Annotated in this window: 17 protein-coding genes and 3 pseudogenes; 8 read left to right on the top strand and 12 right to left on the bottom strand. The window is 45.3% G+C overall.

Features of this window, described 5'->3' with window-relative positions; translation table 11 throughout:
- Positions 1-179: 179 nt before the first annotated feature.
- Positions 180-446, bottom strand: coding sequence for a hypothetical protein (locus QUA57_RS08900; RefSeq protein ID WP_333060360.1), 267 nt, complete (start codon positions 444-446; stop codon positions 180-182).
- A 296-nt stretch (positions 447-742) separates the two neighbouring features.
- On the bottom strand, positions 743-958 hold the full coding sequence (locus tag QUA57_RS08895) for a hypothetical protein (RefSeq protein WP_333060359.1): 216 nt from the start codon (positions 956-958) through the stop codon (positions 743-745).
- A gap of 89 nt (positions 959-1,047) precedes the next feature.
- On the opposite strand from QUA57_RS08895, the gene QUA57_RS28660 reads away from it, so the two are divergent.
- Complete coding sequence (locus QUA57_RS28660; protein ID WP_445304465.1) at positions 1,048-1,191, top strand: hypothetical protein; 144 nt, start codon at positions 1,048-1,050, stop codon at positions 1,189-1,191.
- Between the two features lie 39 nt (positions 1,192-1,230).
- Positions 1,231-1,935 (top strand): annotated as a pseudogene (locus QUA57_RS08890) (ISAs1 family transposase).
- Between the two features lie 286 nt (positions 1,936-2,221).
- Here the strand turns inward: QUA57_RS08890 and QUA57_RS08885 are convergent.
- From QUA57_RS08885 to QUA57_RS08865, 5 genes are all read right to left on the bottom strand, one after another.
- The gene (locus tag QUA57_RS08885; RefSeq protein WP_333060358.1) at positions 2,222-2,602 is read right to left on the bottom strand and encodes a hypothetical protein; all 381 of its coding nucleotides are present in this window, start codon (positions 2,600-2,602) and stop codon (positions 2,222-2,224) included.
- A gap of 109 nt (positions 2,603-2,711) precedes the next feature.
- The gene (secF, locus tag QUA57_RS08880; protein WP_333039293.1) at positions 2,712-3,680 is read right to left on the bottom strand and encodes a protein translocase subunit SecF; all 969 of its coding nucleotides are present in this window, start codon (positions 3,678-3,680) and stop codon (positions 2,712-2,714) included.
- Positions 3,681-3,822: 142 nt separating this feature from the next.
- Positions 3,823-5,220: a protein translocase subunit SecD gene (gene secD / locus QUA57_RS08875; RefSeq protein WP_333060357.1), complete on the bottom strand. Its 1,398-nt coding sequence runs from the start codon at positions 5,218-5,220 to the stop codon at positions 3,823-3,825.
- 151 nt (positions 5,221-5,371) lie between these two features.
- On the bottom strand, positions 5,372-6,355 hold the full coding sequence (locus QUA57_RS08870) for an alpha-ketoacid dehydrogenase subunit beta (RefSeq protein WP_006631063.1): 984 nt from the start codon (positions 6,353-6,355) through the stop codon (positions 5,372-5,374).
- A 152-nt stretch (positions 6,356-6,507) separates the two neighbouring features.
- The gene (locus QUA57_RS08865) at positions 6,508-7,875 is read right to left on the bottom strand and encodes an NACHT domain-containing protein (RefSeq protein WP_333060356.1); all 1,368 of its coding nucleotides are present in this window, start codon (positions 7,873-7,875) and stop codon (positions 6,508-6,510) included.
- 247 nt (positions 7,876-8,122) lie between these two features.
- On the opposite strand from QUA57_RS08865, the gene QUA57_RS08860 reads away from it, so the two are divergent.
- Positions 8,123-8,965 (top strand): SH3 domain-containing protein, encoded by an 843-nt coding sequence (locus QUA57_RS08860; protein WP_333060355.1) that lies wholly within the window; start codon positions 8,123-8,125, stop codon positions 8,963-8,965.
- Positions 8,966-9,039: 74 nt separating this feature from the next.
- Here the strand turns inward: QUA57_RS08860 and QUA57_RS08855 are convergent, their stop codons facing one another.
- Positions 9,040-9,765 carry a M15 family metallopeptidase gene (locus QUA57_RS08855; RefSeq protein ID WP_333060354.1) on the bottom strand — a complete coding sequence of 242 codons (726 nt, stop codon included), beginning with the start codon at positions 9,763-9,765 and terminating at the stop codon, positions 9,040-9,042.
- 300 nt (positions 9,766-10,065) lie between these two features.
- Positions 10,066-11,361, bottom strand: coding sequence for an adenylosuccinate lyase (purB, locus tag QUA57_RS08850; RefSeq protein WP_333060353.1), 1,296 nt, complete (start codon positions 11,359-11,361; stop codon positions 10,066-10,068).
- A 281-nt stretch (positions 11,362-11,642) separates the two neighbouring features.
- On the opposite strand from purB, the gene QUA57_RS08845 reads away from it, so the two are divergent.
- Positions 11,643-12,815 carry a hypothetical protein gene (locus tag QUA57_RS08845; protein WP_333060352.1) on the top strand — a complete coding sequence of 391 codons (1,173 nt, stop codon included), beginning with the start codon at positions 11,643-11,645 and terminating at the stop codon, positions 12,813-12,815.
- 78 nt (positions 12,816-12,893) lie between these two features.
- Positions 12,894-13,118, top strand: coding sequence for a type II toxin-antitoxin system HicB family antitoxin (locus tag QUA57_RS08840; RefSeq protein WP_333060351.1), 225 nt, complete (start codon positions 12,894-12,896; stop codon positions 13,116-13,118).
- Here QUA57_RS08840 and QUA57_RS08835 read toward each other — a convergent pair.
- Positions 13,084-14,258: pseudogene (locus QUA57_RS08835) on the bottom strand (DNA cytosine methyltransferase). The gene QUA57_RS08840 and the pseudogene QUA57_RS08835 sit on opposite strands and share 35 nt — an antisense overlap.
- Before the next feature lie 383 nt (positions 14,259-14,641).
- On the opposite strand from QUA57_RS08835, the gene QUA57_RS08830 reads away from it, so the two are divergent.
- Positions 14,642-15,697, top strand: coding sequence for an alpha/beta fold hydrolase (locus QUA57_RS08830; protein ID WP_333060350.1), 1,056 nt, complete (start codon positions 14,642-14,644; stop codon positions 15,695-15,697).
- Between the two features lie 317 nt (positions 15,698-16,014).
- On the opposite strand, the pseudogene QUA57_RS28655 reads toward QUA57_RS08830, so the two are convergent.
- Positions 16,015-16,194 (bottom strand): annotated as a pseudogene (locus QUA57_RS28655) (N-6 DNA methylase); the annotation flags it as partial.
- 249 nt (positions 16,195-16,443) lie between these two features.
- Positions 16,444-16,641 (bottom strand): hypothetical protein, encoded by a 198-nt coding sequence (locus tag QUA57_RS08825; RefSeq protein ID WP_333060349.1) that lies wholly within the window; start codon positions 16,639-16,641, stop codon positions 16,444-16,446.
- 315 nt (positions 16,642-16,956) lie between these two features.
- Between QUA57_RS08825 and QUA57_RS08820 the strand changes: the two genes are divergently transcribed.
- Together QUA57_RS08820 and QUA57_RS08815 are read left to right on the top strand one after the other, a co-directional pair.
- Positions 16,957-18,561, top strand: a complete 1,605-nt coding sequence (locus QUA57_RS08820) for a metallophosphoesterase (protein ID WP_333060348.1) — start codon at positions 16,957-16,959, stop codon at positions 18,559-18,561.
- A 145-nt stretch (positions 18,562-18,706) separates the two neighbouring features.
- On the top strand, positions 18,707-19,435 hold the full coding sequence (locus QUA57_RS08815; RefSeq protein WP_333060347.1) for a DUF3891 family protein: 729 nt from the start codon (positions 18,707-18,709) through the stop codon (positions 19,433-19,435).
- Positions 19,436-19,497: the final 62 nt, after the last annotated feature.

Genomic DNA, 19,497 nt, shown 5'->3' with positions numbered 1-19,497 from the left:
AAGACTAAGCAGCGCGGTGGCATTTTTTCCCAAGCAGATTTTGAGTTAACTTGAGCGAATGTAGAACTCATATTGGATACTCCATTAAGGGCATTATTAGTAGATACACCCCGGAGTTATCTTATCAAGCGTATGTGATGAATATGCTATTTTTGCAATTGACTTTTGTATGGATCGAGCTAATCTGAACGGAGGATAACAGAGCCTAATTGCAGTTGGTTCGAGCGACCGTTAGAAGTTATGCGAACTTTATCAATCTCTCTAAGAATAGAGGCATATTTTTGAAGTGCCGAGGTAATTTTTTCGATGCACTCAGATTCCCCCGCCAAAATTATGGGAACAAAATATCCACATTCATTGATGCTGGAGTCCTTGAATCCAAAGCTTTTGGATGGGGAATTTGCGTATTCCGAGGCGCGAGTCGTTTCCCTTAAAGAAGTCAACATATTGCGTCCTCCAAAAGTGAGTTTAGCGGTAGATACAGCCTTGGATTTAGAGCTTCTGAAACTGCCAGCGACCTTGTTTATTTCGCTCATTCTTATTTCACCTATCTATCAGTTTGCCCTATTTTTACAGCACTGCCATCCGCGATCGCACGGAATTTATATTCTGCGTGTTTTCCCTTACTTCCGGCAAACGGCCAATTACCGACGATCAATCCGATATCCTACTGTTGAAACCGCAAGGTAAACGCATCTTAACTTTAAGCCAAAATATGCTACAGTTATAGCCGACTAATTTTCTATATATTTTCTTGTAGTGTGGTGGTGCTATCAATGGCAAGAGGTTTTACTAAAGCTGTAACTTCCCAACAAAAACCAATAGATTCATTGCCTTCCCTGAATATTTTAAATGCCAGTTTTTGAGAAGGCTTTGCCAATTTGAAAGACCCAATAATAGAAAGAAGTAAAGAACATTTGCTCAAAGATATTAGATCAATTGCGATTCTAGCTATCATCAGCGGTGCAGAGGGGTAGATCCGGAATAGAAGCCTATGGTAAGGCTAAATATGAATGATTAAAAAGCTTTCTAGAATTACCCAATCGTATACCATCTCATGACAGGTTTAGTCGAGTGTTTGCCAGAATTGAACAGCAGCAGTTTCAAGAAGATTTTTTGAGTTGGGTAAATGCGATAGTCTGGGAATTAGAACTAAACGTGATTGCCATTGATGGCAAAACGATCTTATGACCGAAATGACCAGCAAAAAGCGCTACATATAGTTACTGCCTGGTATTCATATCATCAATTAGTTTTAGGACAAAACAAGCCCATAGACAATCTAATGAGCTAACAGCAATTTCGGCATTAATAGAAATGTTAGAACTGGTGGGTCGTGTAATAACTATAGATGCTATGGTATGCCAAAAAGACATAGCCTCTTTGATTGTCCAGAAAAAAGGGGATTATGTTTTAGCTTTAAAAGGCAATCAAAAAATCCTCTACAAAGCTGTGAAAGAGTGGTTTGAGGTAGCGAACAAAGAAGATTATTTATGCAATAATTAAAATTATTAGGAGCGAGTAGAAGCGGGAGATCATAGATTGAAAAAAAGACAAGTCTGGACTATTGATGTATCCGAGTTACCATCTCTGCATAATCAAGAATTAGGGACGGGATTAAAAACGGTTGTCATGATAGTTAGGGAACGACGGATGTGGAATAAAACCACGACAGAAGCTCGTTTTTACTTGAGTAGTTTAAGCAGTAATGCTGAGACAATTGCTGGGGCGCTCCGCAGTCACTGGGGCATTGAAAATAGCTTACATTGGACGCTAGACGTTACATTTTGTGAAGATGAAAGCCGAATTCGGAAACAGAACTCTCCCGAAAATTTTGCACTTCTACGTCGCGAGTGCTATAAACTTACTGAGACAAGAAAAGATTTCAAAACTAAGTCTAAAAATGAAATGGTATCGAGTAGCAATGGACAGTAATTATTTAGTTAAAATTTTAAACTCTGCCAGTTAATACTCGAAATATAATAGCAATCTAAGAAGGAAAATTATCCGGCTTTAAGAAGTTCAGAAAATCTTAAGGTTGTGATTTAATCTGCTCAAGTCGGGTTAAAATTAAGAATTTTAAGAAGGTTTTTTTAGTTAGTTATGAATGCACAAATTCACGTTTTTGTCAAATTAATTTAGATGCGTTTACCCTGGTTGAAACCGCTTCTGGTCAAACTTTCGTTCCTCTGGCTTGAGACTAAAGAATAAAGCCCGTCGGCTACCGCGAACCTTTGCAAACCCATTTCCACAAAGGATGACTCGGCCCCTGTTGGCGAATGCGGCGAACTTGTTGTTCCAAACCCTGTTTTTCCCGCAGGGGCAATCCTCGCACCATATTGCGACTTTGCCAAGTTAGCACAGCTAAAGTCATTCCCAAGCACAAACCCAAACCCAGAGTCGGCCAGCGATGAAAAGATAAACCGTAGCGCACCGCCGCCCAAGTGAAGTGTTCTAACCACAAAGCGATTTCGCGGCGCAAACTCCAAATGCTCAAAGAACCGATGCTAGTCCACAGCAATATCACAGTTAGCCAGCGACCGTAAACTGTTAGTTTGTGAAGCCTTTGGACTTCAATTTGAAAAGTTGGGTCAGTAGTCATTTGTTATTTGTCATTTATCATTGGTGATTGATTATTGATGATTTATTATTAGTCAGTCAACAGTTAACCGTCAACAGTTAACCGTCAACAGTTAACCGTCAACAGTCAATTAAACTTCCTCTGACTGGTTGATTCCTTCTGCGGGGACGGGGATAGACTGGCCCGGGCGACTGCGCCACCAAGCTAGCAGCGTACTGGCAATGAAAATACTCGAATACGCACCCGCAATAAAACCGACAATCAAAGCTAAAGCAAAGTATTTGAGGGTTTCGCCGCCAAACAAAAAGATGGAAAACAGTGTCAGGAGAGTAGCAAAAGTCGTGTTAATTGACCTTCCCATGGTCTGCATAACAGCATCATCGACAATTTGATTGATCGACTGTCCCGGATTTAGCTTGATTATTTCTCGCACGCGATCGTAAATTACCACTGTATCATTAACAGAAAAACCGATGATTGTCAAGAGCGCGACCACAAATAAACTGTCAACTTCCACTCCTTGAACTAAACCCAAAAACGAGAAAACACCAAGAGTAACCAACACGTCATGGAACAGAGCAACGAAAGCAAAAAAGGCGTAATCCAACTGAAAGCGGAACGTTAGATAAACCGTAATTCCAGCAAACGAAAGAAATAAAGCCAACAATCCCGAAGTAAATAATTGTTTACCGAGGGTAGGCCCAACCGTATCAATTTGAGTAGATTGAGGAGCAAAAGCGCCTATCTTTTCGCTCAAAGCTGTTTGTAAATTCGTCCGCTGTTCGACATCCAAAGTTTTCGTTCGCAGCGACAAACCTCGCTGTTCTTGGCCGATAACTTGAATGCTGCTGCCTGCCAAACCTTGGGCGTCCAGGACTTCGCGGACAGCAGCAATATCGATGGGTTTACAATTTTCCGGTTTCGTGCAGTCGAGTTCAAATTGCAGGCGAGTGCCACCGATAAAGTCCAAACTGGGGCGCAGCGGTGCGCGGATGTCGGGACGAGTCCAAGAAATCGCCATCGACACTATACCTGCAAGGATTATAGCGGCGGAAATACTCCACCAGAGCGATCGCTGTTTGATAACACTGAATTTCATAATTTGAAGGAAGAGGGAAGTTCGGCAACGGATTGTGTAACGGATGTAACGGATTGAAGGAAGAAGTCAGTAGTTATTAGTTATTGGTTATTAGTAGCAGCTAACTAACACATAACTAATAACTAATAACTAATAACAACGGTTAACTATTAGCAGTTTTCGACAAATTGGGACAGAACCACTGAGGTTTTCGCAGCGCCGGAAAGCTTAACACTACCAAAAGTAGAGTGCGGCTGCAAGTAATAGCAGAAAACATACTCACTACTACGCCCAATCCCAGAGTTACAGCAAACCCTTTAACTAAACCAGCGCCCAACCAGAACAAAGCAACACAAGCAATAACCGTTGTGACGTTGCCATCTAAAATGCTGGAAAAAGCGCGGTAAAAACCCGATTCGACCGATCGATAAAGCGATTTCCCCGCCCGCAACTCTTCCCGCGTGCGCTCAAAAATCAGCACGTTAGCATCCACGGCCATCCCGATGCTGAGCACAAAACCAGCTATTCCCGGCAGCGTTAATGTCACTCCCAAAAGCACAAAAGCTGCCCAAGTTAACAGAGCATAAATTAACAGCGCAATATTGGCAATTACGCCGGGGAGTCGATAGTAGGCAACCATGAAAATCAAGACTAAAACTAAGCCGCCTATACCTGCGTTAATACTGCTTTGAATGCTGTCTTTACCCAAGCTAGCGCCGATCGTGCGGTTTTCTACAATTTCGACAGGCACCGGCAAAGCACCGCCCCGCAATTGCACTGCCAAATCGTTGGCTTCTTGCGTTGTAAAGTTGCCTTGAATTACGGCACTTCCACCAGTAATTCCTGCTTGGGCAAATTCAACGCCGACGACTGGAGAACTGATCATTCTTTCGTCTAGGAAAATACCGATACTGCGTCCGGTGCCGGCTAAATTTTTAGTGAGTTGGGCAAATAGTTCGCCTCCTTTGGTATCGAAAACAAGAGCAACGTTCCAGTTGTTCCCAGCAGCCAAGGGTTGAGGTTGAGCGTCTTTGAGGTTTTCGCCACCGAGGCCGGTGCTTTTGAAGAGTTTGGCGATCGCCTCATTGCTTCTTTTCAAAGCAGCCTGATTTTCTTTAATTGCTGCCTCATTGTTGCTACGTTTCAATTCTTCTTGTTTGACCAGCAATTCTTGCTGCAACTGCCTCTCAATGGCTAATTGTGCTTCTGTTCCGGGCAGTTGTTCCAGAAATTCTAGTTTTGCCGTGCCGCCCAAAACTCGTTCAGCTTGCTGCGGGTCATTTACTCCGGGCAACTGCACGAGAATTTGGTCTTCTCCTACTGTTTGGACTAATGCTTCGGAAACTCCCAAACCGTTAACCCGGTTTTCGACAATCCGCCGCACTGCTTCTAACATTCCCTGGTCAATTTTGGGAATTGTGGGGGTAGTTTTTACTTGAATTGTGAGTTGCGACCCTCCTTGCAAGTCTAATCCCAGCCGCGTCGGAATTGTTACTATTACAGTAATGGCGGCGATGATTAAAACAAAAATTAGGGCTAATATGGAACGTTGTTTTTGCATATTTAATTATTAGTCATTGGTCAGTTGGCAGTTGTCAGTTGGCAGTTGGCGGTTGGCAGATTTTAGTCAACAGTCATCGGTCATCAGTCATCCGTCAACAGTCATCAGTCAACAGTCAACAGTCAACCAATGACTACTGACTAATCACTATTTATACTCGCAAAGCTACCATTTTTTGGACTGCTTCTACAATTTGAGTGGGCTGGACAATTGTCAGTCTTTCCAAATTGCCGTTGTAAGGTGTGGGAATATCTTGTGAAGACAGGCGCAAAACCGGTGCGTCGAGTTCGTCAAAAAATCGATCGCTAATCGAAGCAATTAGTTCGGCACCAATGCCTCCTGTTTTCATGCACTCCTCTACAATAATTACTTTGTGAGTTTTGCGAATGGATGCGCCGATCGTCTCCATGTCCAGGGGTTTGAGAGAAATCAGGTCGATTACTTCTGGATCGTAACCTTCTTTTACCAGGGCGGGCACGGCTTGCATGACGTGGTGTCGCATCCGGGAGTAAGTCACGATTGTGACATCTTTGCCCGATCGCACAATTTCTGCTTTGTCCAGCGGCACTAAATATTCTGTTTCTGGCAAATTTTCTTTGAGGTTGTAAAGAAGAACGTGCTCGAAAAACAGAACGGGGTTATCGTCGCGGATGGCTGATTTTAAGAGTCCTTTGGCGTTGTAGGGAGTCGAACAGGCGACTATTTTCAAACCCGGTACTGCTTGGAAATATGCTTCTAAGCGCTGGGAGTGTTCCGCGCCGAGTTGCCGGCCCACGCCGCCGGGCCCGCGAATTACCATTGGCATTTTGAAGTTGCCACCGGATGTGTAGCGCAGCATTCCGGCATTGTTGGAAATTTGGTTGAATGCCAGCAGCAAAAAGCCCATGTTCATGCCTTCGATGACCGGCCGCAGTCCCGTCATTGCTGCGCCTACTGCCAGACCTGTAAAGCTATTTTCGGCGATCGGGGTGTCGAGCACTCTAAGTTCGCCGTATTTGTTGTAGAGGTCTTTGGTGACTTTATAGGAACCGCCGTATTGACCTACGTCTTCGCCGAGTACGAATACGGCGGAGTCGCGGGCCATTTCTTCGTCTAACGCCTCGCGGAGGGCGTTGAACAATAAGGTTTCTGCCATAGGAGGTGAAGCAATGATTGCAGGAGGGTCAGATTAGAATCTTAACCTTTTGGGGGTGTCGATCTAGGAGTCGATCGCAAATTCGGCAATTGAACCGTGGACGGTTGGCAAGACACATATCATAATTATTTAATTTTGTCAAGTGTCGGCATTTATATCTCTGAAAAATGTTTCTGCAATAAATCGTGAATAAATCGATAACGCCGATCGCCCGTTTTTTGCAGCAGCAGGCGATCGGTCGCAGCATCGAGAAAACGCTTGTAATCCCAAGGAATGTAGCCGTTCGACCACAGCACCAGGCGCAATATAAAACTTTCAATCCCCGGAATTCCCGGCAAAAAAGCACTAATTACCGCAGCAACAGCACCCGCAATTAATCCCCAAATTGACCCGGAGACTAGGCTGGCAATTAATCCCAAAATCACCCAAATCAGCCCGCCAACCAGCTTAACTCCAAACTGATACTTACGCCGTTCATCGGCTGTTTGCAGCCAGCTAGACGGTATGCGATCGAGGTAAAATTCTTGAATTCCTTGCTGTTCCATTCTTCTGGCCAACCATCCCAGCCAGTGGCGAATTTGTTCCGGCCGCAGTTCCTTACCTCTGGGATACTGCTTGACTTGTCCGGTCATTTGGTGGCGAATATAGGCAGTTAACAGATATTTGCGCTGTTCTTCTGCGGAAGTTAGCCGCTTCCAAGCTTCGATTAAAATATCGTCGTAAGCCAGAGCCATCATGCTCAAAAGCAAGGGAACTTTTGCTATTTTCAACAACTCCGGCTCGCGCTCAATGCTGTACCAAAGTTCGCGACTTCTGGCTTCTTGCAGATAATTTTGAATTTGAGTTTCTGTTAAAGGTTTCAATAAAACTGCTGCTTGCAGGCGAAATCTCGTTTCGCAGTTTTTGTAAGCTTCAAAACTGCTGCAAGCTACTAAATGTTTGGGTTTAAATTCGCTTTCAACAAACTGATTGATTGCTTGAATACAGATATTTTGGCGGTGGGTTTCTACTTCGTCCAAGCCGTCGAGGAGAGGCAGCAATTTTTGTTCGGCAAGCCATTTTTTGCCGACACCAGGAGAGATGCCGTATTTGAACTGAAGTTGAGCAATTAACCAATCTGCGATCGCCCCGGATTCTGCTTTCCACGATCCGAGTTCAAACAGCACTGGTACTGGCAAACTAGCATCTTTTTGGGCGCGGGAAATTAACACCCGAGCTAATTCTAGCAGCGTCGTAGTTTTGCCTGCACCCGTCGCTCCCAAAATTACCAATTTGCCGCTGCTGCGATCGAACACTTTAGCAATGCTTGCTTTGGGAGGAAGCCGAAAACTCGGACGGTTGCCGGCTTTCACTTCCACATCCCAACAGCGGTTAACACCAAGAGGCGCCGAGTCTTGGCTGAGGTTGGCCAGCACAGCGGCGTGTAAAGACTGCGATCGTCCTGCTTGGACTTCCTGCTTCACCTCCTCCAACAATCGATCGCGGGGCGCTTGTAATCTCTGAAAAATCAATTTTGACATTTTATGTACCTCGCGCTGAACGCTTACCTCCGCAAATTTGCGCCCAAATAACCCAGAGCAAGATTACCATCAGTATAGGCGTCCAGTATATATTATTGACTCAAATTATTGCGGCACTTATGGATCGGAAATTTTATATAAAAATCCTGACCCTGTGGCCCGCACTAGGTATTTCCACATAAATTAACTGGCGATCGCCCCAACTCCCAAACAAAAATTATTAGTATAGATACAGAGAGGGTTTTTTATGTCATTTACTAAGGGTCAAATCATCACAGTAAGCTTAGCAGGACTGGCAACAGCGGTGGGAGTGGCTGTTGCAACTATACAGTCGGGTGCGATGAAACAATCCGATCTTCCCCTTGCAGAACCCCCGGCATCCACCAGAAACCAGATTGCAGGGCCGACGAACAACCCTGAATCTCGGCAACCAAAATCTCTGCAAGCACAAACCCAGGCTGCAGAATCTCCGAAATCCCAACCCCAACCTGCAAAAACCCCGGCTGTTCAATCCTCGCTAGTTGCAGGAGTCTCCCCGCGAAAAGTTGAGCCAGTAGTTGTCACACCGCCAAATTCGGGTTGCAAAATCAGTATGGCTGTAGTCAGCGATCCGAATCCACCGCTAAATGTGCGATCGATCCCGCAAGTAAGCGGCAGCCAAATAGTAGGAAAACTCAAAAATAATACCTTTGTTTCAGTCGCCGAAGAACAAAACGGTTGGCTGCGAATTACCGATCCAGTTCCCGGTTGGGTTGCGAAAAGACGCACCGAAAGCAGTTGTTCTAACCTCAACCAGCAGATTAATTTTCTGCCGGGAGGAGATGAAGCAATTGTTAAAGGCCGAATCATCGGCGGCGGCAGCCATTCTTACCGGATTCGCGCCAGAAAAGGTCAAACAATGACTGTTAGGAATCGGCAAGAAGTTTTCCCGCAAATTATAACTCCCGGTGGCAAACTTTTAGCCGGAGATACTTATCACGAAAATGAAACAGAGTGGACTGGAAAAGTCCCAGTAACAGGCAGTTACACATTACAATTAGACTCTAATTTCCGAGGATACGAATACGAATTTTCGGTAAAACTGCAATGACTTTTATGACATATTTAGGGACACGGCAGTGCCGTGTCCCTACCCGGATCGGCGACTTTTAATAAATAGTATAATTAAGGAATCGTTCCAAGCGATATATCAAGAATCGCAAATTTCTGCCAATCTTCAGAGTCAAAGTGCCACCATTCAGTTGTTATACCGATAAATCCGTGTTTTTTCATCGCGTCCTTAAGCACTTGACGATTTTTCCGAGATTCCGCGCTGCCGCCTTGATAATCTGCGTGAGCTTTTTCGGTAAAATCATCGTAAGGTGTGGGCATTTCTAATTCTTTGCCAGTGCGATCGACTAAAGTCAAATCTATAGCAGCACCGCGATTGTGCCGCGAACCCCTAGCAGGATTAGCAACATAGCGGGGATCTGGCCAAGCTTGCCACATTTGCTTAGTGACAGAGAAAGGTCTGTAGCAATCGTAAACTTTCAAACCCAATCCGATTTTTTCCAAATCTGTTTGAACTAGCCCTAACTGTTGAGCAACAGAATTTCTCAAAGCGCATTTCGATATAGGGTAAAGCTTTCGTTTCAAGAAATTGTTAGTAGTGGCGTATCGGATATCGAGGCGAATGTTGGGATTTACGGTGCGGATGTCAACGAGTCGTGCCGAAGGGGGAAGTTGACTCATGAAAATATTTTCAGGTACTACTGGGTTTGGTTCTGGTTGGGTAATTTGCACTTGTGGCGGCTCCTGGGCGCGAATCGACCTTGTATAATTCAGTAGGGTTGTAGATAGTAATATTAGAGCGAATACAATTAAATATTTTGTAAATCGGTTGAATTTCATAGCTCTGTTAAGTGGATATTTAATAGAGTTTTTACATTTCATATTTTGGGGAATTTTCGCGCTTTTCGTGTTGTCTGCCAGCCAGCCAGACCGACAGGGGTTGAAACCCCTGTCTCATAGCTAAAGTCCTCTGAAGAGGACTGAAATATTTCTCTAAAACTTTTATTTTATGAGTCTTTCAGTCGGTTTTAACCGACTTTAGCTATGAGACGGGGGTTTTAACCCCCGGCGGACTGTGGGACAAGCGCGAGAACGCTCGCTCTCTTTTCTCTCTGAGTCATTTTTAATTGTTAATTGTCCTCAAATTCCCAAGCGCTGATACACTAAATCTAAGTGCCTCAATTGATACTGCGGATCGAAACAATCATCAATTTCTTTGGTCGTCATTTTAGCTGTTACGCGCTCGTCCTTAGCAATTAAATTGTAGAAATTGCCGCCCGGTTTGTTCCAAGCTTCGTGAGCACAAGATTGCACAATTTTGTAGGCGTCTTCGCGACTCGTGCCTTTTTCTACTAAGGCTAACATGACGCGCTGGCTGAAGATGACTCCGCCGTAAAGGTTCATGTTTTGTTTCATGTTTTCGGGATAGACTAGCAGGTGTTTTACTAAGTCTGTGGTTTCTACTAACATGAAGTGAGTTACTGTAGAACTGTCGGGCAAAATCATCCGTTCTACGGAACTGTGAGAGATGTCTCGTTCGTGCCAAAGCGCAACGTTTTCTAAGGCTGCGACGGCGTTGGCGCGGACGATTCTCGCCATCCCTGTGAGTCTTTCCGATCGAATCGGGTTGCGTTTGTGGGGCATGGCGGATGAGCCTTTTTGCCCTTTGGAAAAGAATTCTTCGACTTCGAGTACGTCGGTGCGCTGCAGGTTGCGGATTTCTACTGCAAAACGCTCGATCGATGCTGCTAAGAGTGCTAAGGTTTGGACGTATTCGGCGTGTCGATCGCGCGAAATAACTTGAGTCGATGCACAATCGGGTTCGAGTCCCAGGTTTTGACAGGCGATCGCTTCTATTCGCGGATCGATATTAGCATAGGTTCCGACTGCGCCGGAGATTTTGCCGACTGCAATGGACGATCGCAAATTCACCAATCGGGCGCGGTTGCGAAAGACTTCTGCCAGCCATCCTGCTAGTTTAAAGCCAAAGGTGATGGGTTCGGCGTGAATTCCGTGCGATCGACCAACCATGACGGTATTGCGATGTTGTTGAGCCTGATAGCGAATAGCTTGACTCAATTCTTCGACACGTTCTAACAAAATATTGACGCTAGCGACTAATTGCAGCGCCAAAGCGGTATCGAGCACGTCGGAACTGGTTAAGCCGAGGTGAATGTAGCGGCCGGCATCGCCTACATATTCGTTGACATTTGTCAAGAAAGCGATCATGTCGTGGCGGACTTCGGCTTCAATTTCGAGGACTCGTTTGGGGTCAAAATTAGCCTTAGCTTTGATTTCTTCGACTGCGGCGGCGGGGATGTAGCCGAGTTCGGCTTGAGCTTCGCAGACAGCGATTTCTACTTGCAGCCAGCTTTTCAGTTTGGCGGTTTCAGTCCAGATGTTGCCCATTTCGGGCAAAGTGTAGCGCTCTATCACGGTGGGAGTTGGGGAATGCGATCGTCCTATTGTACCTCTGCGAGGCCTCCGTCTTCAGTCGGGATGGGGAATTTCGGGCGATCGAACTTTCCAGATATGTGACACATCGTCCGTAGACCGATCGTCCGCAGAGACTGAAAATTGGCAGATGAGTCGATCGAAACAGAAGATTCTGCGTGCTTTAGGTCATCTCGTAAAGCAACTGCCGAGATTAATTTCTCTTTCCCAAAAAATCTATTTTTGTTATATTAAAGCTATCAATAAATTTAAGGATTTGTTAAATGACATTAATAGCTGCCTTCTACATCAACAATCATCCTGTACTAATAGGAGATGTATTAATAAGTTGTCTAGACCCCTCTGAGCGTATTAATATCCCTACTAATGAAACTCTAAAAGAATCTGCTCCTGAAGATTTATGGCTCGGAATTCCGAAACTTCGCCAAAAAGTTAATGTTATCAGCTCGAATCTAATGATCGCCTGGTGCGGAGATATGTACGCTGCACAGACAATTTTACAAGAAATTAAAGCCCGTTCTGACGAAGAAAAGTTCACAGAAAAATCTTTAAAATCCTTTTTTGAAAATGACGAAACAAAAGAGTGGATTGCAAAGCTTGAGGTTGGTTTTATAGGATATATTATTGATGATGACTGCATAAAACAATTTAAGTATTCTTTTAACGGAGCAGAAATCAATCAAAAAACAATACCCCCGTATGGGAATACATTAATAGCAGGTTCTGGTAGTAAGGACCTAATACATCTATTAGAAGAAGTAGTTCAACCAAGAAATCCCGACCTACCTAAAAAACACAGTGAATTCGACGAAGCTGTTCAAGCATCGCTAACTATTTGTGCAGCCTTATTAGCTAAAGATTTTGATAACATAAAATCGGGTTATGGAGGCTCATTTGAGATTGCTACCCTAAGCAAAAAAGGGATCTTTGAGAAACTTAATAACCTAACTTATTTTCAATGGTCTGTTTCAAACTGTGAAAGTAGTAACCCCAAACTAGATTTAGTAGGAAAAGCTTATAAGCTAATCTATATCAATGATCTGCTAGTGGTCTTTACGCTTTCGATGAGTAAGAAACCCAAGCCTTTAAATCGAGATGGGGTTCCTTCATATATATATACTGAATTTCCTATAGATGAGTATAAAGATTATAGAATAACACCCTGCTATAAATACTTCTCTCAGAAAGAAATCGAATCTATGGTTTCTGACGTTCCTATAGAGATTACTTCTAGATTTAATTGCAATTTTTTATTTCCCATAGAATACAATCAGTCAGGAGCTAGTTCTTTGGTTTGCGATAAAAGCGTAATTTGTAAGTCTCATCTCCGTGAAAATACTAGCTACATAGTAGACTGCCCGAATCACCGTCCATCAACTTTAATTATCAAAAATGAAGATTTGGATGACCTAAGAAATAGTTATAAACTGAAATGATGGTAAACTATATTTAGAGAAGTTAGTCAACGAAACACTTGAGGCTTTAAGGCAAATCGAAGCAGAGGAGACAGAACCGTGAAATATACAGTTGTTATCCAATGGTCAGAAGAAGATCGGTGCTTTGTCGTGTTTTTGCCTGAATTTGAGGATGTAATGCAACCAGTAACTCACGGAGATTCTTATGAAGAAGCTATCTACAATGCGCGAGAGGTACTGGAGTTACTAATCGAGAGTTGTCAAGTTGAAGGTAAACCATTACCAGCAACTAAGAAGCTAGAACGATTATTTCAGGCTGCTTAAATTTGTTCACAGCAATATCAGTCAAATATGGAATAAGTGCAAAACCGATACACTCTGCTAAACGGGGCGGCAGGGCATTTCCAATTTGCCACATTGCCTTTTTCATTGAACCTTCAAAAATAAATGAATCCGGGAAACTTTGCAATCTAGCCATTTCGCGAGCTGAAATCACGCGATTGAGATAAGGATGAATATGAGTGCCACCGTGATTTTCTTTAACAGTCATGCTCGGTTTTCCCGGATACTGTCGCTTGAAAGCATCGGCGTAGCTTTCATACAAAGAACCGCCTGGTGGGACTTTAGCAAGTCTTTCCATGTACTCAACAGAATGACGAGTCCATTGGTGGTTAATTTTTGGTATGGGAGTATACTCTGGTAAATCCTCAATTGCTGACTCAATCGCTTTGTATTGTTCCGGCAACAATTGCGGCTTCGGATAGGGATTTTGCATCCCAAATCTATTGGCAATAAAAATAGCTCGCGGCCGGATTTGCGGGACTCCATAGGCGGCTGATTCCAGAACAGCAACGGACATATGGGGATAGCCAATTTCCTCAAAAGCCTCGCAAATGGCTTGCTTAACAGCTCCTTTTTGTATGGTCAATATTCCGGGTACGTTTTCCATGACAACATACCAAGGACGTATTTCAGAGACAACGCGGACAAACTCTCTAAATAAGCGATTTCGAGGGTCGTTGGGGTCGCATTTTCCTGCAACTGAGAAGCCTTGACACGGCGGCCCGCCTACAACAAAATGAACTTCTGGCGAACCAATTTCAGCGAGCAACTTTTGGGGATTTAAGTTTTTTATATCGTCGCACAAGTGATGGCAATCGGGAAAGTTTTTTGTGTGAGTTGCCGAGGCGATAGGATTAATTTCAACGCTTGCTACTGGTCGAAAGCCTGCTTGCAATAAACCTTGGGTCATGCCGCCAGCACCGCAAAAAAGATCGACAAATGTATAGTCTGATTTTGGCAGTGACTGAGATTCAATATCAATGAATATGTTGTAGGGTCGCAGTCATTTGCTTCTAGTTCGCGTTGGATGCGTTCGTAACGCCCTAATTTTGCTTTCTTCTGCTTTTTGACAGGAATTGGTCCTGACTCATTTGAGAATAAAGACAGTTGTATTGCTTGCATTTTATATTTTTTTACTGCGTTCTATCTGATGTTGCCCTTTTCGGGCAGGGTGTAGGGATCGATCGCGCTTGGAGTCGGAGAGTGCGATCGTCCTATTGTACATCTGCGCGGGGATGAAAGACTCAGAAACCCTGTTTCTGAAAGCAACCAGGTTTTTGTAGTTTGGGCGACCCGCTACAATATGCTAAACCTCGTTAGCTGGCATTCTTTTCTATTCGCCAATAAATGGTTCCAAATGAATAGCCATTAATATTTTGGCTTGACTTCGCCCTTGAGTGCATTTACTCAAAAAGTATTGCGGTTTTCAGGGTTATTCGCTAAAATAGCCAACCTGTCAAGTAAAAAAATCCCACTCACGAGACAGACATTTCCGACATTCGCTTATGACCATTGCCTATACTCCACCTTGGCTGCTGAACAACGGCATATTAATGACGTTGTACACCGCATTAAGGGCTAGTCGCGGTTGGGAAAAGACGATCCCTTACCCAGAACCCCCTTACCGAGAACACATTTTTACTGGCGCCTGTGGAGTCCCCATTTTCGGCTGGGTGGCAATCCCCGAAAATCCCCGATATACCATTGTCGGCACTTACGGCATTACTGGCGATCTGGATAATCAATGGTATCTGAAGCTACTAGGGCGTAAAGCCTATGCCCAAGGCTGTGCAGTGGTATTATTTGACTGGCGAGCTCACGGCAAAACTGCCCAACTCTCTCCCACCCTCACTTCTGATGGCCTATACGAAGGCGAAGATTTCGTTCGGATTGCTGCCGCTGCTAAAGAAATGGGATGTCCGGCGCCTTTTTGGTTCACGGGTTATTCCCTGGGCGGACAATTAGCCTTGTGGGCCGTAAAATCAGCTCAGACGATCGCAGATTGGGGGCCTGACTTAGGGATCGAAGAGTCAGAACTAGCAGGCGCGGCGGTGATTTGCCCCAGCTTGGACTCGAACCGTTCTCTGTCTTATCTAGTTAAAGATGAGTGGGGGAAATTTTTAGAAAAAGCGATCGCGCGACAGTTAAAAAAACTAGCAAAAAACATCGCTAAAACGCATCCAGGGGCGATCGATCCTGCAGCTATTGAACGCGCCAACAGCATTTGGGGCTTTGACCATGAATTGGTAATTGGCCCGTTAGGTTTCTCCTCTGTGGAAGAATACTATGACGCTAGCAGCGCTCTAAACATTTTGCCTCACCTCAAAAAACCCACTTACATCCTTTATGCAGCCGACGATCCGATGTTTGACCCGGTGCTTGTCCCTGAGTTGCAAGCCATTAGCGCGAACAATCCTGCCTTAGAATTAGTGGTGACAGCCTACGGCGGTCATGTTGGGCATATCAGTAGTAAACGTTGTCAGCATCAATTTGCTGATAGCGATCGGTGGTGGGCATGGAATCGGATTTTACAGTGGTTCGATGCCTTGAGTGTGGATTAAAATTATAAAATAAAACTTGAACACTCTTCGGCAATAGTTGCGGGGATGAAAGGATTAGAGGGTTTAATCCCTCCAGTCCAGAACCTTAAAACTATTTCGCAAAAACACTAGACATCGGGGCAAAAGCTGACTGGCTTACTGGGACACAATTGTGCATAATTTGCACAGCCAGTTGACTTAACCTCGATGTGACGCCAGCATAAGGATTAGAAGCAATTATAGTTAAAAAGTGGTGAATAAATATCGATTAATTTATTCGTTTTTTTGATTATTGTGTCAGCTATTAACTAGGTAAAACTAAAGCTCCAACTCTCAATCTAATCAAATCGCAAATTGCGAGAATTACTCTCTCGTAAGGCCTTTTTCTTAACCCAAATTTTTATTGAGCCACTCGAAAACAGCATTCCCCCATCACAAGCCGGGTCTAAAATTCGCCCGTAATTCGGCTCTATTATATCGACAATCAGCTTTACCAGTGAAATTGGAGTAAAAAACTCTCCGCCTTTGGGCCGTTCTTCCTAAGCAAAATTCCCCAGGAAATACTGAGAATTTCCCCCAGACACATCCTCAGTAATATTTGCTCTGGGAATCCGATTTAAGATTTTAAACAACTCCCGCAAAATCGGTTTTTCCAAGCTGTTGTAATTTCTAGGCAAAGCGCCGCCGAGTTCCTCATTCTCGCCCTGCGATCGCCTTCATGGCCGCATTAATCGCCCCGCCAATATCCTCTGCTTCCGGGCGATCGATCAAATAATTTGGAGTTCGTTGTAGTTTGCTGGCATTGTTAGTGTTATCTTCCCACGTCGTTGATAGATTCCATCGTCTTCGGCAACAACAAACAGCACCGGCTCGTACAAACCCTTATTGGAGTTTAGACACGGGGCGATCGCATCAAAACCAAAGAAACCAGGTTTTTTGCCGTTGCTATCGGTGGTAACTGACATCTTGCACCACTTCCAATAACCGCCAGGGGTTGAAACCCCTGTCTCACAGCGAAAGTCCTCTTGCATAGGACTAAAAGCTTTTGCCTCTCAGCTTTTCAGTCGGTTAAAACCGACTGAAAAGCTGTCAGACGGGGGCTGAAACCCCCGGCGGGTTAAAGAGAATGGCGCAAGATGTGAGTTGTAATGCTGTATAGTCGTCCAAAACCCTGTTTCTGACTGCCCGCGCGTCGATTTTCAGCTTTTAGAGAGAGGTAAAAAGTCCCCCGATCGCTACACTATTAACTAGGAACTCAGCAATTTTGGAGAAGAGGTGAATTGAAATTCGTTTCCGACCCGCAAATAAAAGTCAAAATCCGCAAAATGAACGAGCGGGTGCGGTGGCAAGAACAGTCGATCATCCATCGGGGAATCGACCAAACTCGGATGGTTTTAGAATCTCAAACCACCGACTCTCCAGAGTTTTCGTTTTTAGTCATAGGTGACAGCGGCACGGGCAATCACCGCGGCTACAATCCCCAGCGGCAGATTGCCGAACAGATGGTCTCCGAGCGCGAAAGTTGCCGTTTCGTCCTCCACACGGGCGATGTCGTTTATCTCGTCGGTTCCAGCGAATATTACTTGCAAAACTTTATTCGCCCCTACCGAGAATTTATCGTCGGCGGCGAGCATCCCTCTCGGATTGCCTACGATCGCATGGTGTTTAACTTTCCGTTTTTGCCCGTACCGGGAAACCACGACTATTACGACTTGCCGATAGTCTACGGCATTCTGTCGGCGACAGCTTTGCCGTTGCGCCGGCTGTTGGGTTCCAAGTTGGATCTCGATGTCGGCTGGCACGGTTCCGATCGCGGAAATACCTACGCCAAAGCGTTTCTCGACTACCTGCAAGCTCATAAAATGCCGGGAGAGCTCGATCGCCACCTAGACGCCCACTACACCGCCAGCACCAGCACAGGCCGCTGCATCCGCTACCAACCCGGACGCTTTACCCGCTTACCCAACCGCTACTACACCTTCCGCAGCGGCGGCATTGACTTCTTCGCCCTCGACTCCAACACCTTCAACGAGCCCTTACCGATCCCGAAAACCAAACAGGGCGACATTCGCCGCCAGAATTTGGAACTCGATCGCCAGAAGTTGGAACAAGAAAAATTGGCAATGATCGAAATGTGCGATCGGCTCAACCCCCAAATTCCCGAGGAAGCCGAACAGCTAGACGACTTAGCCGCCAAGTTAGAGCAAGTTGACGAAATGTTGATGGATATTGACAAACAACTGTCGCCCGACAAAACAGCCGCCACCGACGTTGAACAGCTCGAATGGCTGAAAAAAAGGCTGATTGACTCTTGGCGCGATTCCGAGGTGCGGGGGCGGGTAATTTACCTGCACCACCCCCCCTACGTGACTGAGGCGACAAAGTGGAATCAAGCTCAAACTTTGGCGGTTCGGTTGCGATTGCGCGAGGTGCTCGACGGGGTGGCCGATGCTGTTGGGGATGTGGCGCGGGGTCGTCCGCTAGTAGATTTGGTGCTGACAGGCCACGCTCACTGTTTGGAATACCTGCGGACTGGGGATACCGGACACGGCGACTCCGGGATTAATTGGATTGTCTGCGGGGGAAGCGGCCACAGTCTCCGCCGCCAGCGCCCGGAAGGGCCGATGTTGCAGGAACCATTGAGTCCAGAAGCTTATCGCTTGGCGCGTGAGGGCGGGCGATCGGAAAAAGCCGCTCGGCGGATAGCGGAATCTTTGCTATTTGTCGGCCGCAGCGGTCAAGGTTCCCACAAACGCCGTCCTTATTCGTGTTTGCGGATTGATGTTCTCGACGGGTGTCCCCCGAAGTTCCGCATCCGACCTATGGTTGTGGAACGATTTGAGGGGAAATGGCAGGAGATCTTGATCGAACCTTTTGTGATTTAACTTTCGTTTTTCTGTAAGTCTCGATCGCCCTTAAAAAGGTGGACTTTGACAGATTCCGGTTCCCCCTTTTTTAAGGTTAGAGGCGATCGAGAGCCGAATGCTCGCACAAAATACTTGTATCAATTTAGTTCAGGACAAAAATTCAATGATTGCTAACTTAACCGCTACCGGCTGGGAAATTATTTACCACCGCGCCCATGCTTTGCTCGCGGCCCAACTTGGAGGACAGTGGAAGCGCTCGAAATCTCCGCTTCGCTTGTACGAAACCATAGCCGCGATTTCGCATCACGATGATTTGGAGAAAGAGTGGGAAGAAAATATTTTGACTGAAGCGGGCGCGCCCTTTGATTTTACGTTGCAGACGGAAACTTCTCTGCCGAAAATTAAAGCCATGACGGAGAATTCCTTATATCGTGGTAGGTGGGTAGCAATGCTGATTTCTATGCACATGAGCTATCTCAATGAAGGAAAGCGGGGAGAGTCGAAGGAACTCGACGAGTTTTTGGACGAACAACTGGAAAATCAAAAAACATGGCAAAAAGAGTTGAATATTTCTCAGGAAGATGCTAAGTCAGCTTATGCTTTTTTCCAGTGGTGCGATCGGCTCTCATTAATTCTTTGCAGCCGCGAGTTACCCGCCGGAGAACGAGCTTTAGAAATTAGTGTCGGCCCGGACGGCAAGCGCTACGATATTGTACAGCACAGCAACGAACTCGTGACTGTAACTCCTTGGCCTTTTGAAGAAGATAAGTTTACGGTGAACGTCGAAGCGTGCCTTTTGGATAAAGTCAAGTTCGACAGCAACAAGGAAATCAAGGAAGCGCTGCACAAAGCTCCGCGCGAAGTCTTAGAGTGGACTTTTGTCAAGTCTTAATTAAAGCTCTACCACAAATACTGCACCGTTCTAGGTTTGTAGCGAGAACTTAAGTCCCAGCG

The organism is Microcoleus sp. Pol7_B2 (assembly GCF_036701035.1).
Classification (GTDB): Bacteria; Cyanobacteriota; Cyanobacteriia; order Cyanobacteriales; family Microcoleaceae; genus Microcoleus.
Note: the sequence above shows the minus strand (reverse complement) of the source record. Positions and strands in the feature narration are given on the sequence as shown.